Source organism: Enterobacter sp. CGMCC 5087, assembly GCF_003144775.1.
GTDB classification, from domain to species: Bacteria; Pseudomonadota; Gammaproteobacteria; order Enterobacterales; family Enterobacteriaceae; genus Enterobacter; species Enterobacter cloacae_M.
This window is the reverse complement of sequence record NZ_QFXN01000153.1, coordinates 66,030-81,797: the sequence shown is the minus strand read 5'-3', so window position 1 is coordinate 81,797 and position 15,768 is coordinate 66,030. Positions and strand designations below refer to the sequence as shown.

The window sequence follows — 15,768 nt, the reverse complement described above, 5'->3', positions numbered from 1 at the left end:
GGGGACTCGAACCCCCACATCCGTAAGGACACTAACACCTGAAGCTAGCGCGTCTACCAATTCCGCCACCTTCGCATACCATCGATACTGTAAAAGTATCGTAACCACGGAGGCGCATTCTAGATGTTTTCAGCTTTACGTCAACAGAAAAGTGCGCGCTACGCCTTGATTGCTGCAAAAATGGCCGATGCAGGCGCCATGCGGAGCCGGATGGCGCTTGCGCTTATCCGGCCTGCTGGAGTGGAGATTACTTTTTGGCCTGGCGCGTCATGACGGTACGGTAGACCTTAAAGCGGCCGGTCTGGGCGATCACTTCGTGGAAGCCGAAGGTTTCGTCCAGCACTTTCGGGTACGCCAGGAAGGCGTTCGCGACAATACGCAGCTCGCCGCCGCTGTTGAGGTGACGGGTTGCGCCACGGATCAGCGTTTGCGCGGCTTCCAGGCTGGTCTCCATGCCGTCGTGGAACGGCGGGTTGGAGATAATCATGTCGAAGCGACCGGTGACGTCGGAGAAGACGTTGCTGGCAATCACCTCGCCTTCAATGCCGTTTGCGGCAAGCGTTGCGCGGCTGGCTTCTACCGCCGGGGCGCTCACGTCACACAGGGTTAAGCGTACTTTTGGTGAATGGCTGGCGAGCACGGTAGAGAGCACGCCCGCGCCGCAGCCCACGTCCAGCACTTTGCCTTTGGTGTGCGGCGTCAGGGTGGAGAGCAGCAGCTTGCTGCCCGTATCCAGCGCGTCACGGCTGAACACGCCCGGCAGGGTTTTGATGGTCAGGCCGTCAAGCTGGTACTCGTCCCAGTAAGCCTGTGGATCGAACGTTGTCTGTTTTTCCAGACGGCCATGGTACAGACCACAGCGGCGTGCGCTGTCGACTTTATTCAGCGGCGCGTAGCCTTCCAGCATCTGTTCAGCGCTACGCACGCCGCTGCGGTTCTCACCCACAATGAAAATATCGCAGCCGACCGGCAGCAGGGAGAGCAGGTTCATCAGCTGGAACTGGGCTTCCGGCTTGTTCTTCGGCCAGTAGTAGATCAGCGTATCGCAGTCGGCGATATCGCTCTGCTCTGCCACCAGGCTAAAGCGCGCGCGCTCGCCCATCTGGCGGCTCAGCACCTGCCAGTGGTGGTAGTATTGGGTGTGGGCACGGCTTTCAGCACAGTCGAAACGCGCAGGCAGATCATCCTGCATATCTCCGGCAAACAGAATACGGCTTTCTTCGAAATCATCACTGTGACGCAGCAAGACTTCACTTGCCGGGGTAAATGCAGACATGAATTGTTCCTCAATAAACTCAGGCGGGGATTATAGTAGGTAGATGGCGCACTTTCGACACATTTGCTATATTTGCGCGCCTGAGAGACAGGAGTTTTCCCTATGACATCCCGACGAGACTGGCAGTTGCAGCAGCTGGGCATTACCCAGTGGGCTTTGCGTCGCCCGACGGCGTTGCAGGGCGAAATCGCCATTTCCATCCCTGCGCACGTACGCCTGGTGATGGTGGCGGAAGAACTGCCTGCCCTGAGTGAACCCCTGATCGATGATGTCCTTCGCAGCCTGAAGATGACGGCCGACCAGGTTTTACAGCTGACGCCAGAGCGTGTCGCGATGCTTCCTCCTGATAGCCGCTGTAACAGCTGGCGTATCGGAGAGACAAACGAGATCCCCCTCCAGGGGAGCCAGATCTGCACGCCAGCGCTGGACGAACTGAAAGCCAACCCAAAAGCGCGCAGCGCGCTATGGCAACAAATCTGCGAATATGAACACGATTTCTTCCCTCACGACGCCTGACCTGACCACAGCGTTTGCGATTGAAACACGCGCCCACGCGTTTCCGTGGAGCGAAAAAACCTTCGCCAGTAATCAGGGCGAACGGTATCTGAACTTCCGTCTGGACGTTGACGGCACCATGGCCGCCTTCGCGATCACGCAGGTTGTTCTTGATGAAGCGACGCTGTTTAATATTGCGGTTGATCCCGCGTTTCAGCGCCGTGGGCTGGGAAGAGAACTGCTCGAGCACCTCATTCGCGAGCTCGAAACCCGTGACGTTTTCACCCTGTGGCTGGAGGTGCGCGCGTCGAATGTCGCCGCCATCGCGCTCTATGAAAGCTTAGGCTTTAACGAGGCGACAATCCGCCGTAACTACTACCCCACCGCAGAGGGACGTGAAGACGCCATCATAATGGCTCTGCCGATTGGATAACGAATATAAGGTTGTAACGATGAAATGGGACTGGATTTTCTTTGATGCCGACGAAACGCTGTTTACGTTTGATTCGTTCGGCGGCCTGCAGCGGATGTTTCTCGACTATAGCGTGACCTTCACCGCTGAAGATTTTCAGGACTATCAGGCGGTAAACAAGCCGCTGTGGGTGGATTACCAGAACGGTGCCATCACCGCGTTACAACTTCAGCACCAGCGCTTTGACGTCTGGGCGGAACGCTTAAAGGTCAGTCCGGGGACGCTGAACGATGCGTTTCTGAACGCGATGGCCGATATCTGTACGCCACTGCCGGGTGCGGTTTCCCTACTGAATGCGTTGAAAGGCAAGGTGAAACTGGGGATCATCACCAACGGTTTTACCGCCCTGCAGCAGATCCGCCTCGAGCGCACCGGCCTGCGCGATCATTTCGACGCGCTGGTGATCTCGGAAGAGGTGGGCGTACCTAAACCGGATCCGCGTATTTTCGACTACGCGCTGGCGCAGGCCGGTAACCCTGACCGCGATCGCGTCCTGATGGTGGGTGATACGGCAGAGTCAGATATCCTGGGCGGCATGAAGTCAGGTCTGTCGACCGTCTGGCTCAACGCGCATGGCCGCGTGAAGCCTGAAGGCATCGAACCGACCTGGACCGTGACGTCGTTGAACGAACTGGAGCAACTCCTGTGTAAACAATGATTGCCTGCCCCCCATTGATGGGTAAAATAGCCGCAATTTTGTATTCCATGATGCGTGGCGTGCTGCCGCGCTTATAAAAGAAGATTTAATTATGACGTTGTCTCCTTATCTGCAAGAGGTGGCCAAGCGCCGCACTTTTGCCATTATCTCGCACCCGGATGCCGGTAAAACGACCATCACTGAGAAGGTGTTGCTGTTCGGACAGGCGATCCAGACTGCCGGTACCGTGAAGGGCCGTGGCTCCAGCCAGCATGCAAAATCCGACTGGATGGAGATGGAAAAGCAGCGTGGTATTTCGATTACCACCTCCGTGATGCAGTTCCCGTATCACGACTGCCTGGTGAACCTGCTGGATACCCCGGGCCACGAAGACTTCTCCGAAGATACCTACCGTACCCTGACGGCGGTGGACTGCTGTCTGATGGTGATCGACGCCGCGAAAGGTGTAGAAGACCGTACCCGTAAGCTGATGGAAGTCACCCGTCTGCGCGATACGCCGATCCTCACCTTCATGAACAAACTCGACCGTGACATCCGCGATCCGATGGAGCTGATGGATGAAGTGGAAAACGAGCTAAAGATCGCCTGTGCGCCCATCACCTGGCCCATTGGCTGCGGCAAGCTGTTCAAAGGGGTGTATCACCTCTATAAAGACGAAACCTACCTGTATCAGACCGGTAAAGGCCACACCATTCAGGAAGTGCGCATTGTTAAAGGTCTGGACAACCCGGATCTGGACGCGGCGGTCGGGGAAGAGCTGGCCGCGCAGCTGCGCGACGAGCTGGAGCTGGTGAAGGGCGCTTCTCACGAGTTCGACAAAGAGCTGTTTCTGAGCGGTGAAATTACTCCGGTCTTCTTCGGTACCGCGCTGGGCAACTTCGGCGTTGACCACATGCTGGACGGTCTGGTGGAGTGGGCGCCGCGCCCGATGCCGCGTAACACCGACACCCGTGAAGTGGAAGCGCAGGAAGAGAAATTCACCGGCTTCGTGTTCAAAATTCAGGCCAACATGGATCCGAAACACCGCGACCGCGTGGCCTTTATGCGCGTGGTGTCCGGTAAGTATGAAAAGGGCATGAAGCTGCGCCAGGTGCGTACCGGGAAAGACGTGGTGATTTCCGACGCGTTGACCTTTATGGCGGGTGACCGTTCGCACGTTGAAGAGGCGTATCCGGGCGACATCATCGGTCTGCACAACCACGGCACTATTCAGATCGGCGATACGTTCACCCAGGGTGAAATGATGAAGTTCACCGGTATTCCGAACTTCGCACCGGAGCTGTTCCGTCGTATCCGTCTGCGCGATCCGCTGAAGCAGAAACAGCTGCTGAAAGGCCTGGTTCAGCTCTCCGAAGAGGGCGCCGTGCAGGTGTTCCGCCCCATCGCGAACAACGACCTGATCGTTGGCGCGGTCGGCGTGCTGCAGTTCGACGTGGTTGTCGCGCGTCTGAAGAGCGAGTACAACGTGGAAGCGATTTACGAGTCTGTGAACGTCGCGACCGCGCGCTGGGTTGAGTGTTCTGACGTGAAGAAATTCGAAGAATTTAAGCGTAAGAACGAAATTCAGCTGGCGCTGGATGGCGGCGATAACCTGACCTATATCGCGCCAACTATGGTGAACCTGAACCTGACGCAGGAACGTTACCCTGACGTTCAGTTCCGTAAAACCCGCGAGCACTAATCCCCTCTCAGAGCACGGCTCCCGCCGTGCTCTTCTTTAATTTCTGTCTTATTAATCCCTTGCGGAATGTTCTTAATTCAACGCAATTTCACGCTATTCGCGCGTTTTTTACCCAATTCTGAAAGCGGCTCTGTGAGAGTGATCTATATTTAACTCAGTGTTTAACACCGGGCGTGGATAAATTAACTGTTCAATGCATGACTTTAGGTTATCCATTTTGCCCGCGTGTTTATTCGCAATATATAAAACTACTAAGGAAGTATGTAGCCCGAATAACGGGTAAACACAGGAATAGATCGATGAATATGACAAGACTGAAGATTTCGAAAACTCTGCTGGCTGTAACCCTGGGTAGCGTTCTGGTGAGCGGTTCCGCTCTGGCGGAAAGCAGCACAATGGATAAAGCCCAGTCCACGGCCGATAGCGCAGGGCAAAAAATCGATAGCTCTATGAATAAAGTCGGCAATTTCATGGACGACAGCTCAATCACAGCAAAAGTGAAAGCCGCACTGGTGGATGATGAAGCCATTAAGAGCACCGATATTTCCGTTAAGACCGACAAGAAAGTGGTCACGCTGAGTGGCTTTGTTGAAAGCCAGGCTCAGGCCGAACAGGCGGTGAAAGTGGCGAAGGGCGTTGAAGGCGTTGCGTCCGTCAGCGATAAGCTGCACGTACGTGACGGTAAAAACGCGTCGGTGAAAGGTTATGCCGGTGATGCCGCTACTACCAGCGAAATCAAAGCTAAACTTTTAGCAGATGACATCGTGCCGTCCCGTAAGGTGAAAGTGGAAACCACCGATGGTGTGGTTCAGCTTTCCGGTACGGTAGATTCGCAGGCGCAAAGTGAACGCGCCGAGTCCATCGCGAAAGCGATTGACGGTGTGAAAAGCGTTAAAAACGATCTGAAAACGAAGTAAATCTGGACCATTCGCCCGTCTGGCTAACACCTGCGGGCGAAATAAGAACGACTCTGGAAAAACGCCGGTGAGTGACCTGAGCGCTCACGTTTAGCGGCCGACATTAACTATGGTAAAGGAGAAGCTTATGTTTCGTTGGGGCATTATATTTCTGGTTATCGCGTTAATTGCCGCCGCATTGGGCTTTGGTGGACTGGCAGGTACAGCTGCATGGGCAGCTAAGATTGTGTTCGTTGTAGGTATTATTCTGTTCCTGGTCAGCCTGTTTACGGGTCGTCGACGTCCGTAGCAAACGCAATATTCCTTCAACAAAATAAAGCCAGTCACTGCGACTGGCTTTTTCTTATTTGCGTAACAGGTCGGGTGCGTTACTGTGGTGTTATAAAATAATCAAAACAGGAAAGCAGAGGTGGGGCAACGAATTCCCGTTACGCTCGGCAATATTGCGCCGCTGACGTTAAAGCCGTTTCGCGCAGGACAACTCGCGCTGGTCTGCGAAGGTGGAGGACAGCGCGGCATTTTCACCGCCGGCGTGCTGGATGAATTTATGCGCGCGCAGTTCAACCCGTTTGACCTTTACTTCGGCACCTCTGCCGGAGCGCAGAACCTCTCTGCCTATGTCTGTAACCAGCCTGGCTATGCGCGAAAGGTCATCATGCGCTACACCACGGCAAAAGAATTTTTTAATCCGGTGCGCTTTGTGCGCGGTGGCAACCTGATCGATCTCGACTGGCTGCTGGAGTCGACCTCCAGCCAGATGCCGCTGGCCATGGATACCGCTGCCCGTCTGTTTGATAGCGGCAAAGAGTTCTGGATGTGCGCCAGCCGGGGCGATGACTATTCGCCGGGCTATTTTTCTCCGCAGAAGGAGAACTGGCTGGACATCATCCGCGCCTCCAGCGCGATCCCCGGCTTTTATCGTACGGGAGCCCTGCTGGACGGCATTAGCTATCTGGACGGTGGGATCAGTGACGCGGTGCCGGTGCAGGAAGCAGCCCGGCGCGGGGCGAAAACCATTGTGGTGATCCGTACCGTTCCGTCGCAAATGTATTACACGCCGCAGTGGTTCAAACGGATGGAGCGCTGGTTGGGCGACAGCAGCCTGCAGCCGCTGGTGAACATCGCGAAGCAGCATGAAACCACATACGGCGCGATGCAGCGCTTCATTGAAAAACCGCCGGGTAAGCTGCGTATTTTTGAAATCTATCCGCCTAAGCCGCTGCTGAGCATGGCCCTGGGCAGCCGTGTCCCTGCGCTGCGCATGGATTACAAAACGGGCCGGCTGTGCGGGCGTTACTTCCTGGCGACGGTGGGGAAAATGCTGGCGGAGCAACCGCCGCTTCATCGCCATAAACGCATTATTTTGCCGCCTGCGATTGTCGCCAACGACGCCCTGACGACGCCGCTGGTGGATATTCCGCAGGCGAATGACGCTTTACTGGATAACGAGGATCTGGCGTGACGCTCCGCTTTGTCGATACCCACTGCCACTTTGATTTTCCGCCATTTACGGGGGATGAAGAGCAAAGCATTGCGAAAGCGGCTGAGGCAGGCGTTCAGGCTATTATTGTGCCGGCAGTGGAAGCGGCCTATTTTTCCCGGGTGCTGGATCTTTCCGCGCGGCACTCCGCGCTCTATGCCGCGCTCGGCCTGCATCCGATTGTGATTGAGCGGCATCTTGATGAGCACATTGAGAGTCTTGATGAGGTCGTGCAAACCGCAGGAGACAAACTTGTCGCCATCGGTGAGATCGGCCTCGATCTTTATCGCGAGGATCCGCAGTTTGAGCGCCAGCAGACGATCCTCGACGCGCAGCTCAGGCTGGCGAAGCGCCACGATCTGCCGGTGATCCTCCACTCAAGACGCACGCACGATAAGCTGGCGATGCACCTGAAACGCATCGATCTGCCGCGCAGGGGCGTCGTGCACGGTTTCTCCGGCAGCCTGCAGCAGGCGCAGCGTTTTATTGAACTGGGCTATAAAATCGGCGTCGGTGGCACCATCACCTATCCGCGCGCCAGTAAAACCCGGGACGTGATGGCACAGCTGCCGCTGTCGGCGCTTCTGCTGGAAACCGATGCCCCCGATATGCCGCTGAATGGTTTTCAGGGCCAGCCGAATCGCCCGGAACAGGCGGCGCGCGTATTTACCACCCTGTGTGAACTGAGAAAAGAGCCTGAAGAGGTGATTGCCGATGCGCTGCTGGAAAATACCCGTTCGGTATTTGGCATCACGCTATAGGTAAAGCGCCGGACGGATCACCGTTATCTTCTGTTTTTCCAGCGCCAGTGCCAGCGGTTCAACGTCCTCGGGCGTGGCGCTGCGCCATGAGGCCGCCTCACCGTAAACGCCATGCGCATGAAACGCGTTGATGCGCACCGGCACATTTCCAAGCCCGTGGATAAAGGTCGTTAGCGGTTTGAGATGTTCCAGATAATCACACTGCTCCGGAATAACCAGCAGGCGGAGTTCCGTCAAACGGTGACGATCCGCCAGCCAGCGGATGCTCTGCTTAATCTGCGGGTTTTCGCGCCCGGTCAGGAAACGGTGATGCTCGTTCCCCCACGCCTTCAGATCCAGCATCGCGCCATCCAGTACCGGCAGCAGCTTTTGCCAGCCGGTTTCGCTTAACAGACCGTTGCTGTCTACCAGGCAGGTGAGGTGACGCAGGGCGGGATCGGCTTTGATCGCGGTGAACAGGGCGATCAAAAACGGCAATTGCGTTGTGGCTTCACCACCGCTCACGGTGATCCCTTCGATAAAGGGGGCGGATTTGCGGACCTGGGTGAGGATCTCTTCCACGCTGAAGCGGTGCGCCATAGGCGTTGCCTGCTGCTGGCACAGGTGCAGGCAGGTGTCGCACTGGTGGCAGTCACTCTCCTGCCACCAGACGCGTCCGGCCTGAATGGTCAGCGCGTCGTGCGGGCAGTGGGTCACACAGTCCCCGCAGTCGTTGCAGCGGCCGATCGTCCACGGGTTGTGGCAGGTTTTACAGCGCAGGTTGCAGCCCTGCAGGAACAGCGCCAGGCGGCTGCCCGGCCCGTCCACGCAGGAAAAAGGAATGACCTGACTAACTAAAGCGCATCTGCTGTTCATGGCTAACCACGCGCGGCTGACGTTCCAGAATTCGGGTATTGCGTGCGGCTTCTTCCCCTAGCCAGGTAGTATTGGTGCGCGATCCGGCTTCCCGATATTTCTCCAGATCCGACAAACGAACCATATAGCCGGTCACGCGTACCAGATCGTTACCCGCGACGTTGGCGGTAAATTCACGCATTCCCGCTCTGAACGCCCCCAGGCAAAGCTGAACCACCGCCTGCGGATTGCGTTTGACCGTCTCCTCCAGGGTGAGAATATCGCTGATTCCAGAGTGATAGTGTTTGTGATGCGGCGCAACGGCCAGCAGATGGCTGACAGGATCCGGCTCATCGCCGTAGGGCAGGCGCGCGCCCGGCGTGGTGCCCGAATCGGAGCTGATCCCCGACTGCGCGTGCAGCATCGCGCGATGCTTCCAGCCGTGCTTCACCGGCGTGTTTTCAACAAATGCCGCAAGCTGTTCGCTGATGCGATAGCCCAGCGCGTTGGCCTGCTCGTCTTTTCCGTAACGGCCTTCAATGCCCTCCTTTTCAGAGAGCGTATTCACCGCTTCCGCCAGGCCGTACATGCCAAACATGGGCACAAACCGATCCGCATCAATCAGCCCCTCTTTGACCAGGAAGCTATTCTCAAAGAAGCCAGATTGCTCGTACAGGAAACCGCAGCGCGCATCGATGATGGCAATTTGCTGCTGGCAGTAGTGCGGGAGCGCGCGGGTGAAGAAGTCTTCAATGGATGCGCTGCGTTCAGCAATGGCTTTGAGGTTGAGGCGCACCAGAGTGCTGCCACCGCCAGCAAGCGGCAGGGAGTTGTAACAGCTCACTACGCCGTAACGGCCTTTTGTGAAAATTTTATCATTCATCGGGCCATTAGAAATATGCGGTTTGCTGCATTCACATATGTTTTTTGCCACCTCAAGCAGCAGGTCGTCCGGGGTGATATCGGGATCGTAGATAAAGGTCAGGTTCGGTGCGACTTGCTTCAGCTCTGCGTCGGCACGCAGAATGGCACGCGTGACGGGCGTATCTTCAGGCCCGATGTTTGCGTGCATAAACGCATCCGGCAGCGTACGGTCGAGATAGCGCCAGAAACGTTTTATTCGGCTATCGATCTCTTCTTGTGTTAGAATTCTAACATATGGAGTTAATATCGCATCAAGCTGACCGAGATACACCGGCATCGATGTGACGGACGGAACATGATGGTAGAGGATGGTTAACAGCGAGAGGGCATCGTCAAGATCTTTCGCCCCTTCCAGCTCCAGCCACTCTGAACCGTTAGCCAGAAATTTTGCGTAATCCGGCAGAACGTAACGGGGTTTGTAAGGCGCATGACCTTCGAACATGTCGCAGATAAACCCCTCGTCCAGCGCGGCTCGTGCGGCCTCAGGAAGTGCCGGGTAAGGCAGGTTGTTTTCCGCTTCCAGCGCCAGAAAATGACGTTTTTGTTCCGGGGTTAACACCGGGCTTGTCACAATGTGCTGGCAACGTTGTTGCAGGGCGTCGGGGCTGGAGTGGGGCATATTCGCTTCCTTGAGTGTTCTGCGGATGATGAACAGATTGTAGAAAGCCAGCCTGTCGGGGCTTTTGATCCGACAGGGGGTATCGCTGCTTTAGTCGGCAATTTACGCGCTAAAGTTTGAAGAAGATCTCATTACAGTAATGCAAATTTGTATGCAGTTTTCATTAACTGTGATGAATGTCGAAGTGTGGATGCGGGTGAATGTTAGAATACTCACAGACCCGCAAGGTAAAATTTATACGGCACTGCCGTTGGAGAATGTTATGACCGATTTAACTGCAAGCAGCCTGCGCGCGTTGAAACTGATGGACCTGACCACCCTGAACGATGACGACACCAATGAAAAAGTCATCGCCCTGTGCCATCAGGCGAAAACGCCGGTGGGTAACACCGCAGCCATCTGTATCTACCCGCGCTTTATCCCGATTGCCCGTAAGACTCTGAAAGAGCAGGGTACGCCGGACGTGCGTATTGCAACCGTAACTAACTTCCCGCATGGCAACGACGATATCGAGATCGCGCTGGCAGAAACCCGCGCGGCGATTGCTTACGGCGCTGACGAAGTTGACGTGGTGTTCCCGTACCGCGCGCTGATCGCCGGCAACGAGCAGGTCGGTTTTGACCTGGTGAAAGCCTGTAAAGACGCGTGCGCGGCGGCAAACGTGCTGCTGAAAGTGATCATCGAAACCGGCGAGCTGAAAGAAGAAGCGCTGATTCGTAAGGCGTCTGAAATCTCCATCAAAGCCGGTGCGGATTTCATTAAAACCTCTACCGGTAAAGTGCCGGTGAATGCGACCCCGGAAAGCGCGCGCATCATGATGGAAGTGATCCGCGACATGGGCGTATCCAAAACCGTTGGTTTCAAACCTGCGGGCGGCGTGCGTACCGCTGAAGACGCGCAGCAGTTCCTGGCGATTGCCGACGAGCTGTTTGGCGCCGACTGGGCCGATTCCCGTCACTACCGCTTCGGTGCGTCCAGCCTGCTGGCTAGCCTGCTGAAAGCGCTGGGTCACGGCGACGGTAAGAGCGCAAGCAGCTACTGATTGCCAGACAATGCCGGATGACGCTTAGCTTATCCGGCCTAAAGAATCGTAGGGCGGGTAAGCGTAGCGCCACCCGCCACAACTCCCCCGATTCCGCATGGAGGTTACCGTGTTTCTCGCACAAGAAATTATTCGTAAAAAACGTGATGGTCATGCATTAAGCGACGAAGAGATCCGCTTCTTTATCAACGGCATTCGTGATAACACCGTCTCAGAAGGGCAGATTGCGGCTCTGGCGATGACCATTTTCTTCCACGATATGTCGATGCCTGAGCGCGTGTCGCTGACCATGGCGATGCGAGATTCAGGAACCGTTCTGGACTGGAAAAGCCTCAACCTTAACGGCCCGATTGTGGATAAACACTCCACCGGCGGCGTGGGTGACGTGACGTCTCTGATGCTCGGCCCCATGGTGGCAGCCTGCGGCGGTTACATCCCGATGATCTCCGGGCGCGGCCTGGGCCACACCGGCGGTACGCTCGACAAACTGGAAGCCATTCCGGGCTTCGATATCTTCCCGGACGACAACCGCTTCCGCGACATTATTAAAGACGTTGGTGTGGCGATTATCGGCCAGACCAGCTCTCTTGCTCCGGCAGACAAGCGTTTCTACGCGACCCGCGACATCACCGCGACCGTTGACTCCATCCCGCTGATCACCGCCTCTATCCTGGCGAAGAAACTGGCAGAAGGGCTGGACGCGCTGGTGATGGACGTGAAGGTCGGCAGCGGCGCCTTTATGCCAACCTATGAACTTTCTGCTGCGCTTGCCGAAGCGATCGTTGGGGTCTCCAACGGCGCGGGCGTGCGCACCACCGCGCTGCTCACTGACATGAACCAGGTGCTGGCCTCCAGCGCCGGTAACGCCGTCGAAGTGCGTGAAGCCGTCCAGTTCCTCACAGGCGAATACCGTAACCCGCGTCTGTTCGACGTCACTATGGCGCTGTGCGTTGAGATGTTAATCTCCGGCAAGCTGGCCAAAGACGACGCAGAAGCCCGCGCGAAGCTGCAGGCGGTGCTGGATAACGGCAAAGCGGCGGACATTTTCGGCCGCATGGTTGCAGCCCAGAAGGGCCCGACCGATTTCGTCGAAAACTACGCGAAATACCTGCCAACCGCGACGCTCAGCAAAGCGGTGTATGCCGATAGCGAAGGGTTTGTCTCTGCAATGGACACCCGTGCGCTGGGTATGGCGGTGGTCTCGATGGGCGGCGGCCGTCGTCAGGCGTCAGACACCATTGATTACAGCGTCGGCTTTACCGATATGGCCCGTCTGGGCGACAGCGTTGACGGTCAACGTCCGCTGGCGGTGATCCACGCCAAAGACGAAGCCAGCTGGCAGGAAGCGGCTAAAGCGGTGAAAGCGGCTATTACGCTTGACGATAAAGCGCCGGAAACCACACCGACTGTCTATCGCCGTATCACCGAATAGCGGTATACTGATCTGATCGATAATTTTTGAAGCACTACGTACGGAGAACAATTATGAAACGTGCATTTATTATGGTGCTGGACTCATTCGGCATCGGCGCAACCGAAGATGCAGAACGTTTTGGTGACGTGGGTTCCGATACCATGGGCCACATCGCGGAAGCCTGTGCGAAAGGCGAAGCGGACAAAGGTCGTAAAGGCCCTCTGACTCTACCTAACCTGACCCGCCTCGGTCTGGTGAAAGCGCATGAAGGTTCTACCGGTAAAATCGCAGCCGGTATGGACGGCAACGCGGAAGTCGTGGGCGCCTATGGCTGGGCTCACGAACTCTCCTCCGGTAAAGACACCCCGTCTGGCCACTGGGAAATCGCCGGTGTACCGGTGCTGTTCGACTGGGGTTATTTCTCCGATCACGAAAACAGCTTCCCGCAGGAGCTGCTCGATAAGCTGGTGAAGCGCGCCAACCTGCCGGGCTACCTCGGTAACTGCCACTCTTCCGGTACCGTAATTCTGGATCAGCTCGGCGAAGAGCACATGAAAACCGGCAAGCCGATTTTCTACACCTCTGCTGACTCCGTGTTCCAGATTGCCTGCCACGAAGAGACCTACGGCCTGGATAAACTCTACGAGCTGTGCGAAATCGCCCGTGAAGAGCTGACCGAAGGCGGCTACAACATTGGCCGCGTGATCGCGCGTCCGTTTGTGGGTGACAAAGCGGGTAACTTCCAGCGTACCGGTAACCGTCACGACCTGGCCGTTGAGCCACCGGCACCGACCGTACTGCAGAAGCTGGTTGAAGAGAAAGACGGCCACGTGGTTTCCGTGGGTAAAATCGCGGATATCTACGCCAACTGCGGCATCACCAAAAAAGTGAAAGCCACCGGTCTGGACGCGCTGTTTGATGCCACCATCAAAGAGATGAAAGAAGCGGGCGACAAGACTATCGTCTTCACCAACTTCGTGGACTTTGACTCCTCCTGGGGCCACCGTCGCGACGTCGCAGGCTATGCAGCAGGTCTCGAGCTGTTCGACCGTCGTCTGCCGGAGCTGATGGAGCTGGTGGGTGAAGATGACATTCTGATCCTGACCGCGGACCACGGCTGTGACCCAACCTGGACCGGTACCGACCACACCCGTGAGCACATTCCGGTGCTGGTGTACGGCCCGAAAGTGAAGCCGGGCTCGCTCGGTCACCGTGAAACCTTTGCGGACATTGGCCAGACCCTGGCGAAATACTTTGGTACGTCTGACATGGAATATGGCAAGGCCATGTTCTGAATCATGTTGGGTGAGGTCTGATGCCCTCACCCCGGCCCTCTCCCACAGGGAGAGGGTGAAAAGAATAAACAATGTAAAAGGAACTGAAGATGGCAACTCCTCACATTAACGCAGAAATGGGTGATTTCGCTGACGTCGTATTGATGCCGGGCGACCCGCTGCGCGCGAAGCACATTGCAGAAACTTTCCTGGAAGACGTGCGTGAAGTGAACAGCGTTCGCGGCATGCTGGGCTTCACCGGTACCTATAAAGGCCGCAAAATCTCCGTTATGGGCCACGGTATGGGTATCCCATCCTGCTCTATCTACACCAAAGAGCTGATCACCGACTTCGGCGTGAAGAAAATCATCCGCGTTGGCTCATGCGGCGCGGTGCGCATGGACGTGAAGCTGCGCGACATCGTTATCGGCATGGGTGCCTGCACCGATTCCAAAGTTAACCGCATGCGTTTCAAAGACCATGACTTCGCGGCGATTGCTGACTTCGGCATGGTGCGTGACGCGGTTGACGCGGCAAAAGCGCTGGGCGTTGAAGCGCGCGTGGGTAACATCTTCTCTGCTGACCTGTTCTATGCCCCGGACGGCGGCGAGATGTTCGACGTGATGGAGAAATACGGTATCCTGGGCGTGGAAATGGAAGCGGCGGGTATTTACGGCGTCGCGGCTGAGTTTGGTGCGAAAGCGCTGACCATCTGCACCGTGTCTGACCACATCCGTACCCACGAGCAGACCACTGCTGCCGAGCGTCAGACTACCTTTAACGACATGATCAAAATCGCGCTGGAATCCGTTCTGCTGGGCGATAAAGAGTAATTCTGTCTCTTCCCTCCCTCTCCCTGTGGGAGAGGGCCGGGGTGAGGGCATTAGACCGCACTAGCGTACCGCCTGTGCAATCCACGCCGACAGCTCCCGCAGCTCTTTTTCCTGTTCCGGGAAATCCCCAATCAACGTGTCGCATTCCTGCTGCAGCATATCCGCCCGGTACAAACAGCCCTGCAAACGTGCCGCCAGCGCCTCTAACGGTGCCGGGTTCAGGCTATCGGTAAACACCTGCGTGCGGGTAATATGGCCTTTCTCCACGTCAAAATGCAGCTCCACGCCGCCCCAGGTAAAACGCTCGTCCAGCAGATGGGAAAACGCAGGAGCCTGACCGAAGTTCCACTCCCAGCTGCTCTGGCGGGCGAAGGTTTCGGCGAAGTTGGGCAGGTCCGGGATTTTTTCAGGGGAGATGACTTCTGCTTCCACGCGCTCGCCGTAATGTTCAAAGAACGCGTCACGGATGGCATCGCAAATCTGCTCGTGCGTGATCCCCGGCAACAGCTCCACCAGATTTGCCACGCGGCCGCGCACGGAGGTAATTCCTTTGGCCTGGAGCTTTTTCTTATCCGGATTCAGGTAGTTAGCCAGACGGCTCAGATCGGCGTTCAGCAACAGGGTGCCGTGGTGGAACCCGCGATCCATCGTTTCACGGTAGGCGGAGCCGGAGACCTTCCGGTCGCCCTCGGGGGTTTTCACTACCAGATCGTTACGCCCGGACGCTTCCGCCGTCACGCCGAGTGAATTGAGCGCGTTGAGGACGATGGACGTTGAGATGGTTTTATCGTATTCCGGTTTGCCCGCCATAAAGGTAAAGCAGGTATTGCCCAGATCGTGAAACACCGCGCCGCCGCCGCTGCTTCTACGTGCGAGGCGGACGTTGTCTTCTTCCATACGCCGGGTGTTGCACTCTTTCCACGGGTTTTGCGCGCGGCCGATGACCACCGTATCGGCGTTACGCCAGAGAAACAGTACGCGCTGGGTAGCGGGCATCTGGCGGAAGATGCCCTCTTCTACCGCGAGATTAAACCAGGGATCGTAAGAGTCAGAGATAAGCAGGCGTAACGTCGTCATGGCAAAGTTCC

The 15,768-nt window shown here is 56.6% G+C and carries 16 protein-coding genes; 12 read left to right on the top strand and 4 right to left on the bottom strand.

The genetic code is table 11. The features are described from left to right. Positions 1–247 precede the first annotated feature (247 nt). Positions 248–1,276, bottom strand: a complete 1,029-nt coding sequence (gene rsmC / locus DEO48_RS15120; RefSeq protein ID WP_109845616.1) for a 16S rRNA (guanine(1207)-N(2))-methyltransferase RsmC — start codon at positions 1,274–1,276, stop codon at positions 248–250. A 102-nt stretch (positions 1,277–1,378) separates the two neighbouring features. Between rsmC and DEO48_RS15115 the strand changes: the two genes are divergently transcribed. The 8 genes from DEO48_RS15115 (at position 1,379) to DEO48_RS15080 (ending at position 7,740) form a co-directional block, all read left to right on the top strand. Further along, positions 1,379–1,792 (top strand): DNA polymerase III subunit psi, encoded by a 414-nt coding sequence (locus tag DEO48_RS15115; protein WP_109845615.1) that lies wholly within the window; start codon positions 1,379–1,381, stop codon positions 1,790–1,792. Continuing rightward, positions 1,761–2,204, top strand: coding sequence for a ribosomal protein S18-alanine N-acetyltransferase (gene rimI, locus DEO48_RS15110; RefSeq protein ID WP_047742882.1), 444 nt, complete (start codon positions 1,761–1,763; stop codon positions 2,202–2,204). Before DEO48_RS15115 ends, rimI begins: the two co-directional genes overlap by 32 nt. 19 nt (positions 2,205–2,223) lie before the next feature. Next, positions 2,224–2,901, top strand: coding sequence for a pyrimidine 5'-nucleotidase (gene yjjG, locus DEO48_RS15105; protein ID WP_109845614.1), 678 nt, complete (start codon positions 2,224–2,226; stop codon positions 2,899–2,901). 91 nt (positions 2,902–2,992) lie between these two features. Next, positions 2,993–4,582 carry a peptide chain release factor 3 gene (gene prfC / locus DEO48_RS15100; RefSeq protein WP_109845613.1) on the top strand — a complete coding sequence of 530 codons (1,590 nt, stop codon included), beginning with the start codon at positions 2,993–2,995 and terminating at the stop codon, positions 4,580–4,582. Positions 4,583–4,881: 299 nt separating this feature from the next. Continuing rightward, positions 4,882–5,499 (top strand): molecular chaperone OsmY, encoded by a 618-nt coding sequence (osmY, locus tag DEO48_RS15095; protein ID WP_008502075.1) that lies wholly within the window; start codon positions 4,882–4,884, stop codon positions 5,497–5,499. A gap of 127 nt (positions 5,500–5,626) precedes the next feature. Beyond that, the gene (locus DEO48_RS15090; RefSeq protein ID WP_003856556.1) at positions 5,627–5,788 is read left to right on the top strand and encodes a DUF1328 domain-containing protein; all 162 of its coding nucleotides are present in this window, start codon (positions 5,627–5,629) and stop codon (positions 5,786–5,788) included. Between the two features lie 120 nt (positions 5,789–5,908). After that, the gene (locus tag DEO48_RS15085; protein WP_023310316.1) at positions 5,909–6,961 is read left to right on the top strand and encodes a patatin family protein; all 1,053 of its coding nucleotides are present in this window, start codon (positions 5,909–5,911) and stop codon (positions 6,959–6,961) included. Further along, positions 6,958–7,740 (top strand): TatD family hydrolase, encoded by a 783-nt coding sequence (locus DEO48_RS15080; protein WP_109845612.1) that lies wholly within the window; start codon positions 6,958–6,960, stop codon positions 7,738–7,740. The genes DEO48_RS15085 and DEO48_RS15080 overlap by 4 nt, the downstream gene beginning before the upstream one ends. Here DEO48_RS15080 and DEO48_RS15075 read toward each other — a convergent pair. Both DEO48_RS15075 and DEO48_RS15070 read right to left on the bottom strand, forming a co-directional pair. Beyond that, positions 7,735–8,595 (bottom strand): YjjW family glycine radical enzyme activase, encoded by an 861-nt coding sequence (locus tag DEO48_RS15075; protein ID WP_109845611.1) that lies wholly within the window; start codon positions 8,593–8,595, stop codon positions 7,735–7,737. The two genes, DEO48_RS15080 and DEO48_RS15075, sit on opposite strands and share 6 nt — an antisense overlap. Continuing rightward, the gene (locus DEO48_RS15070) at positions 8,570–10,117 is read right to left on the bottom strand and encodes a YjjI family glycine radical enzyme (protein WP_109845610.1); all 1,548 of its coding nucleotides are present in this window, start codon (positions 10,115–10,117) and stop codon (positions 8,570–8,572) included. The genes DEO48_RS15075 and DEO48_RS15070 overlap by 26 nt, the downstream gene beginning before the upstream one ends. Positions 10,118–10,379: 262 nt before the next feature. Between DEO48_RS15070 and deoC the strand changes: the two genes are divergently transcribed. From deoC to deoD, 4 genes are all read left to right on the top strand, one after another. Continuing rightward, entirely contained in the window at positions 10,380–11,159 is a 780-nt protein-coding gene (gene deoC / locus DEO48_RS15065) for a deoxyribose-phosphate aldolase (RefSeq protein WP_023310320.1), read from the top strand. 109 nt (positions 11,160–11,268) lie between these two features. Further along, positions 11,269–12,591: a thymidine phosphorylase gene (gene deoA, locus DEO48_RS15060; protein ID WP_047060215.1), complete on the top strand. Its 1,323-nt coding sequence runs from the start codon at positions 11,269–11,271 to the stop codon at positions 12,589–12,591. A gap of 53 nt (positions 12,592–12,644) precedes the next feature. After that, positions 12,645–13,868, top strand: coding sequence for a phosphopentomutase (gene deoB, locus DEO48_RS15055; protein WP_109845609.1), 1,224 nt, complete (start codon positions 12,645–12,647; stop codon positions 13,866–13,868). Between the two features lie 89 nt (positions 13,869–13,957). Then, positions 13,958–14,680 carry a purine-nucleoside phosphorylase gene (gene deoD, locus DEO48_RS15050; protein WP_109845608.1) on the top strand — a complete coding sequence of 241 codons (723 nt, stop codon included), beginning with the start codon at positions 13,958–13,960 and terminating at the stop codon, positions 14,678–14,680. 60 nt (positions 14,681–14,740) lie between these two features. Here deoD and lplA read toward each other — a convergent pair whose 3' ends face one another. Further along, entirely contained in the window at positions 14,741–15,757 is a 1,017-nt protein-coding gene (gene lplA, locus DEO48_RS15045) for a lipoate--protein ligase LplA (RefSeq protein ID WP_109845607.1), read from the bottom strand. Between the last annotated feature and the right edge of the window lie 11 nt (positions 15,758–15,768).

What these genes read in the sequence shown, in the direction of transcription:
- rsmC (WP_109845616.1), bottom strand. Translation starts at nt 1,276, where the DNA reads ATGTCTGCATTTACCCCGGCAAGTGAAGTCTTGCTGCGTCACAGTGAT.
- DEO48_RS15115 (WP_109845615.1), top strand. Translation starts at nt 1,379, where the DNA reads ATGACATCCCGACGAGACTGGCAGTTGCAGCAGCTGGGCATTACCCAG.
- rimI (WP_047742882.1), top strand. Translation starts at nt 1,761, where the DNA reads ATGAACACGATTTCTTCCCTCACGACGCCTGACCTGACCACAGCGTTT.
- yjjG (WP_109845614.1), top strand. Translation starts at nt 2,224, where the DNA reads ATGAAATGGGACTGGATTTTCTTTGATGCCGACGAAACGCTGTTTACG.
- prfC (WP_109845613.1), top strand. Translation starts at nt 2,993, where the DNA reads ATGACGTTGTCTCCTTATCTGCAAGAGGTGGCCAAGCGCCGCACTTTT.
- osmY (WP_008502075.1), top strand. Translation starts at nt 4,882, where the DNA reads ATGAATATGACAAGACTGAAGATTTCGAAAACTCTGCTGGCTGTAACC.
- DEO48_RS15090 (WP_003856556.1), top strand. Translation starts at nt 5,627, where the DNA reads ATGTTTCGTTGGGGCATTATATTTCTGGTTATCGCGTTAATTGCCGCC.
- DEO48_RS15075 (WP_109845611.1), bottom strand. Translation starts at nt 8,595, where the DNA reads ATGAACAGCAGATGCGCTTTAGTTAGTCAGGTCATTCCTTTTTCCTGC.
- DEO48_RS15070 (WP_109845610.1), bottom strand. Translation starts at nt 10,117, where the DNA reads ATGCCCCACTCCAGCCCCGACGCCCTGCAACAACGTTGCCAGCACATT.
- deoC (WP_023310320.1), top strand. Translation starts at nt 10,380, where the DNA reads ATGACCGATTTAACTGCAAGCAGCCTGCGCGCGTTGAAACTGATGGAC.
- deoB (WP_109845609.1), top strand. Translation starts at nt 12,645, where the DNA reads ATGAAACGTGCATTTATTATGGTGCTGGACTCATTCGGCATCGGCGCA.
- deoD (WP_109845608.1), top strand. Translation starts at nt 13,958, where the DNA reads ATGGCAACTCCTCACATTAACGCAGAAATGGGTGATTTCGCTGACGTC.
- lplA (WP_109845607.1), bottom strand. Translation starts at nt 15,757, where the DNA reads ATGACGACGTTACGCCTGCTTATCTCTGACTCTTACGATCCCTGGTTT.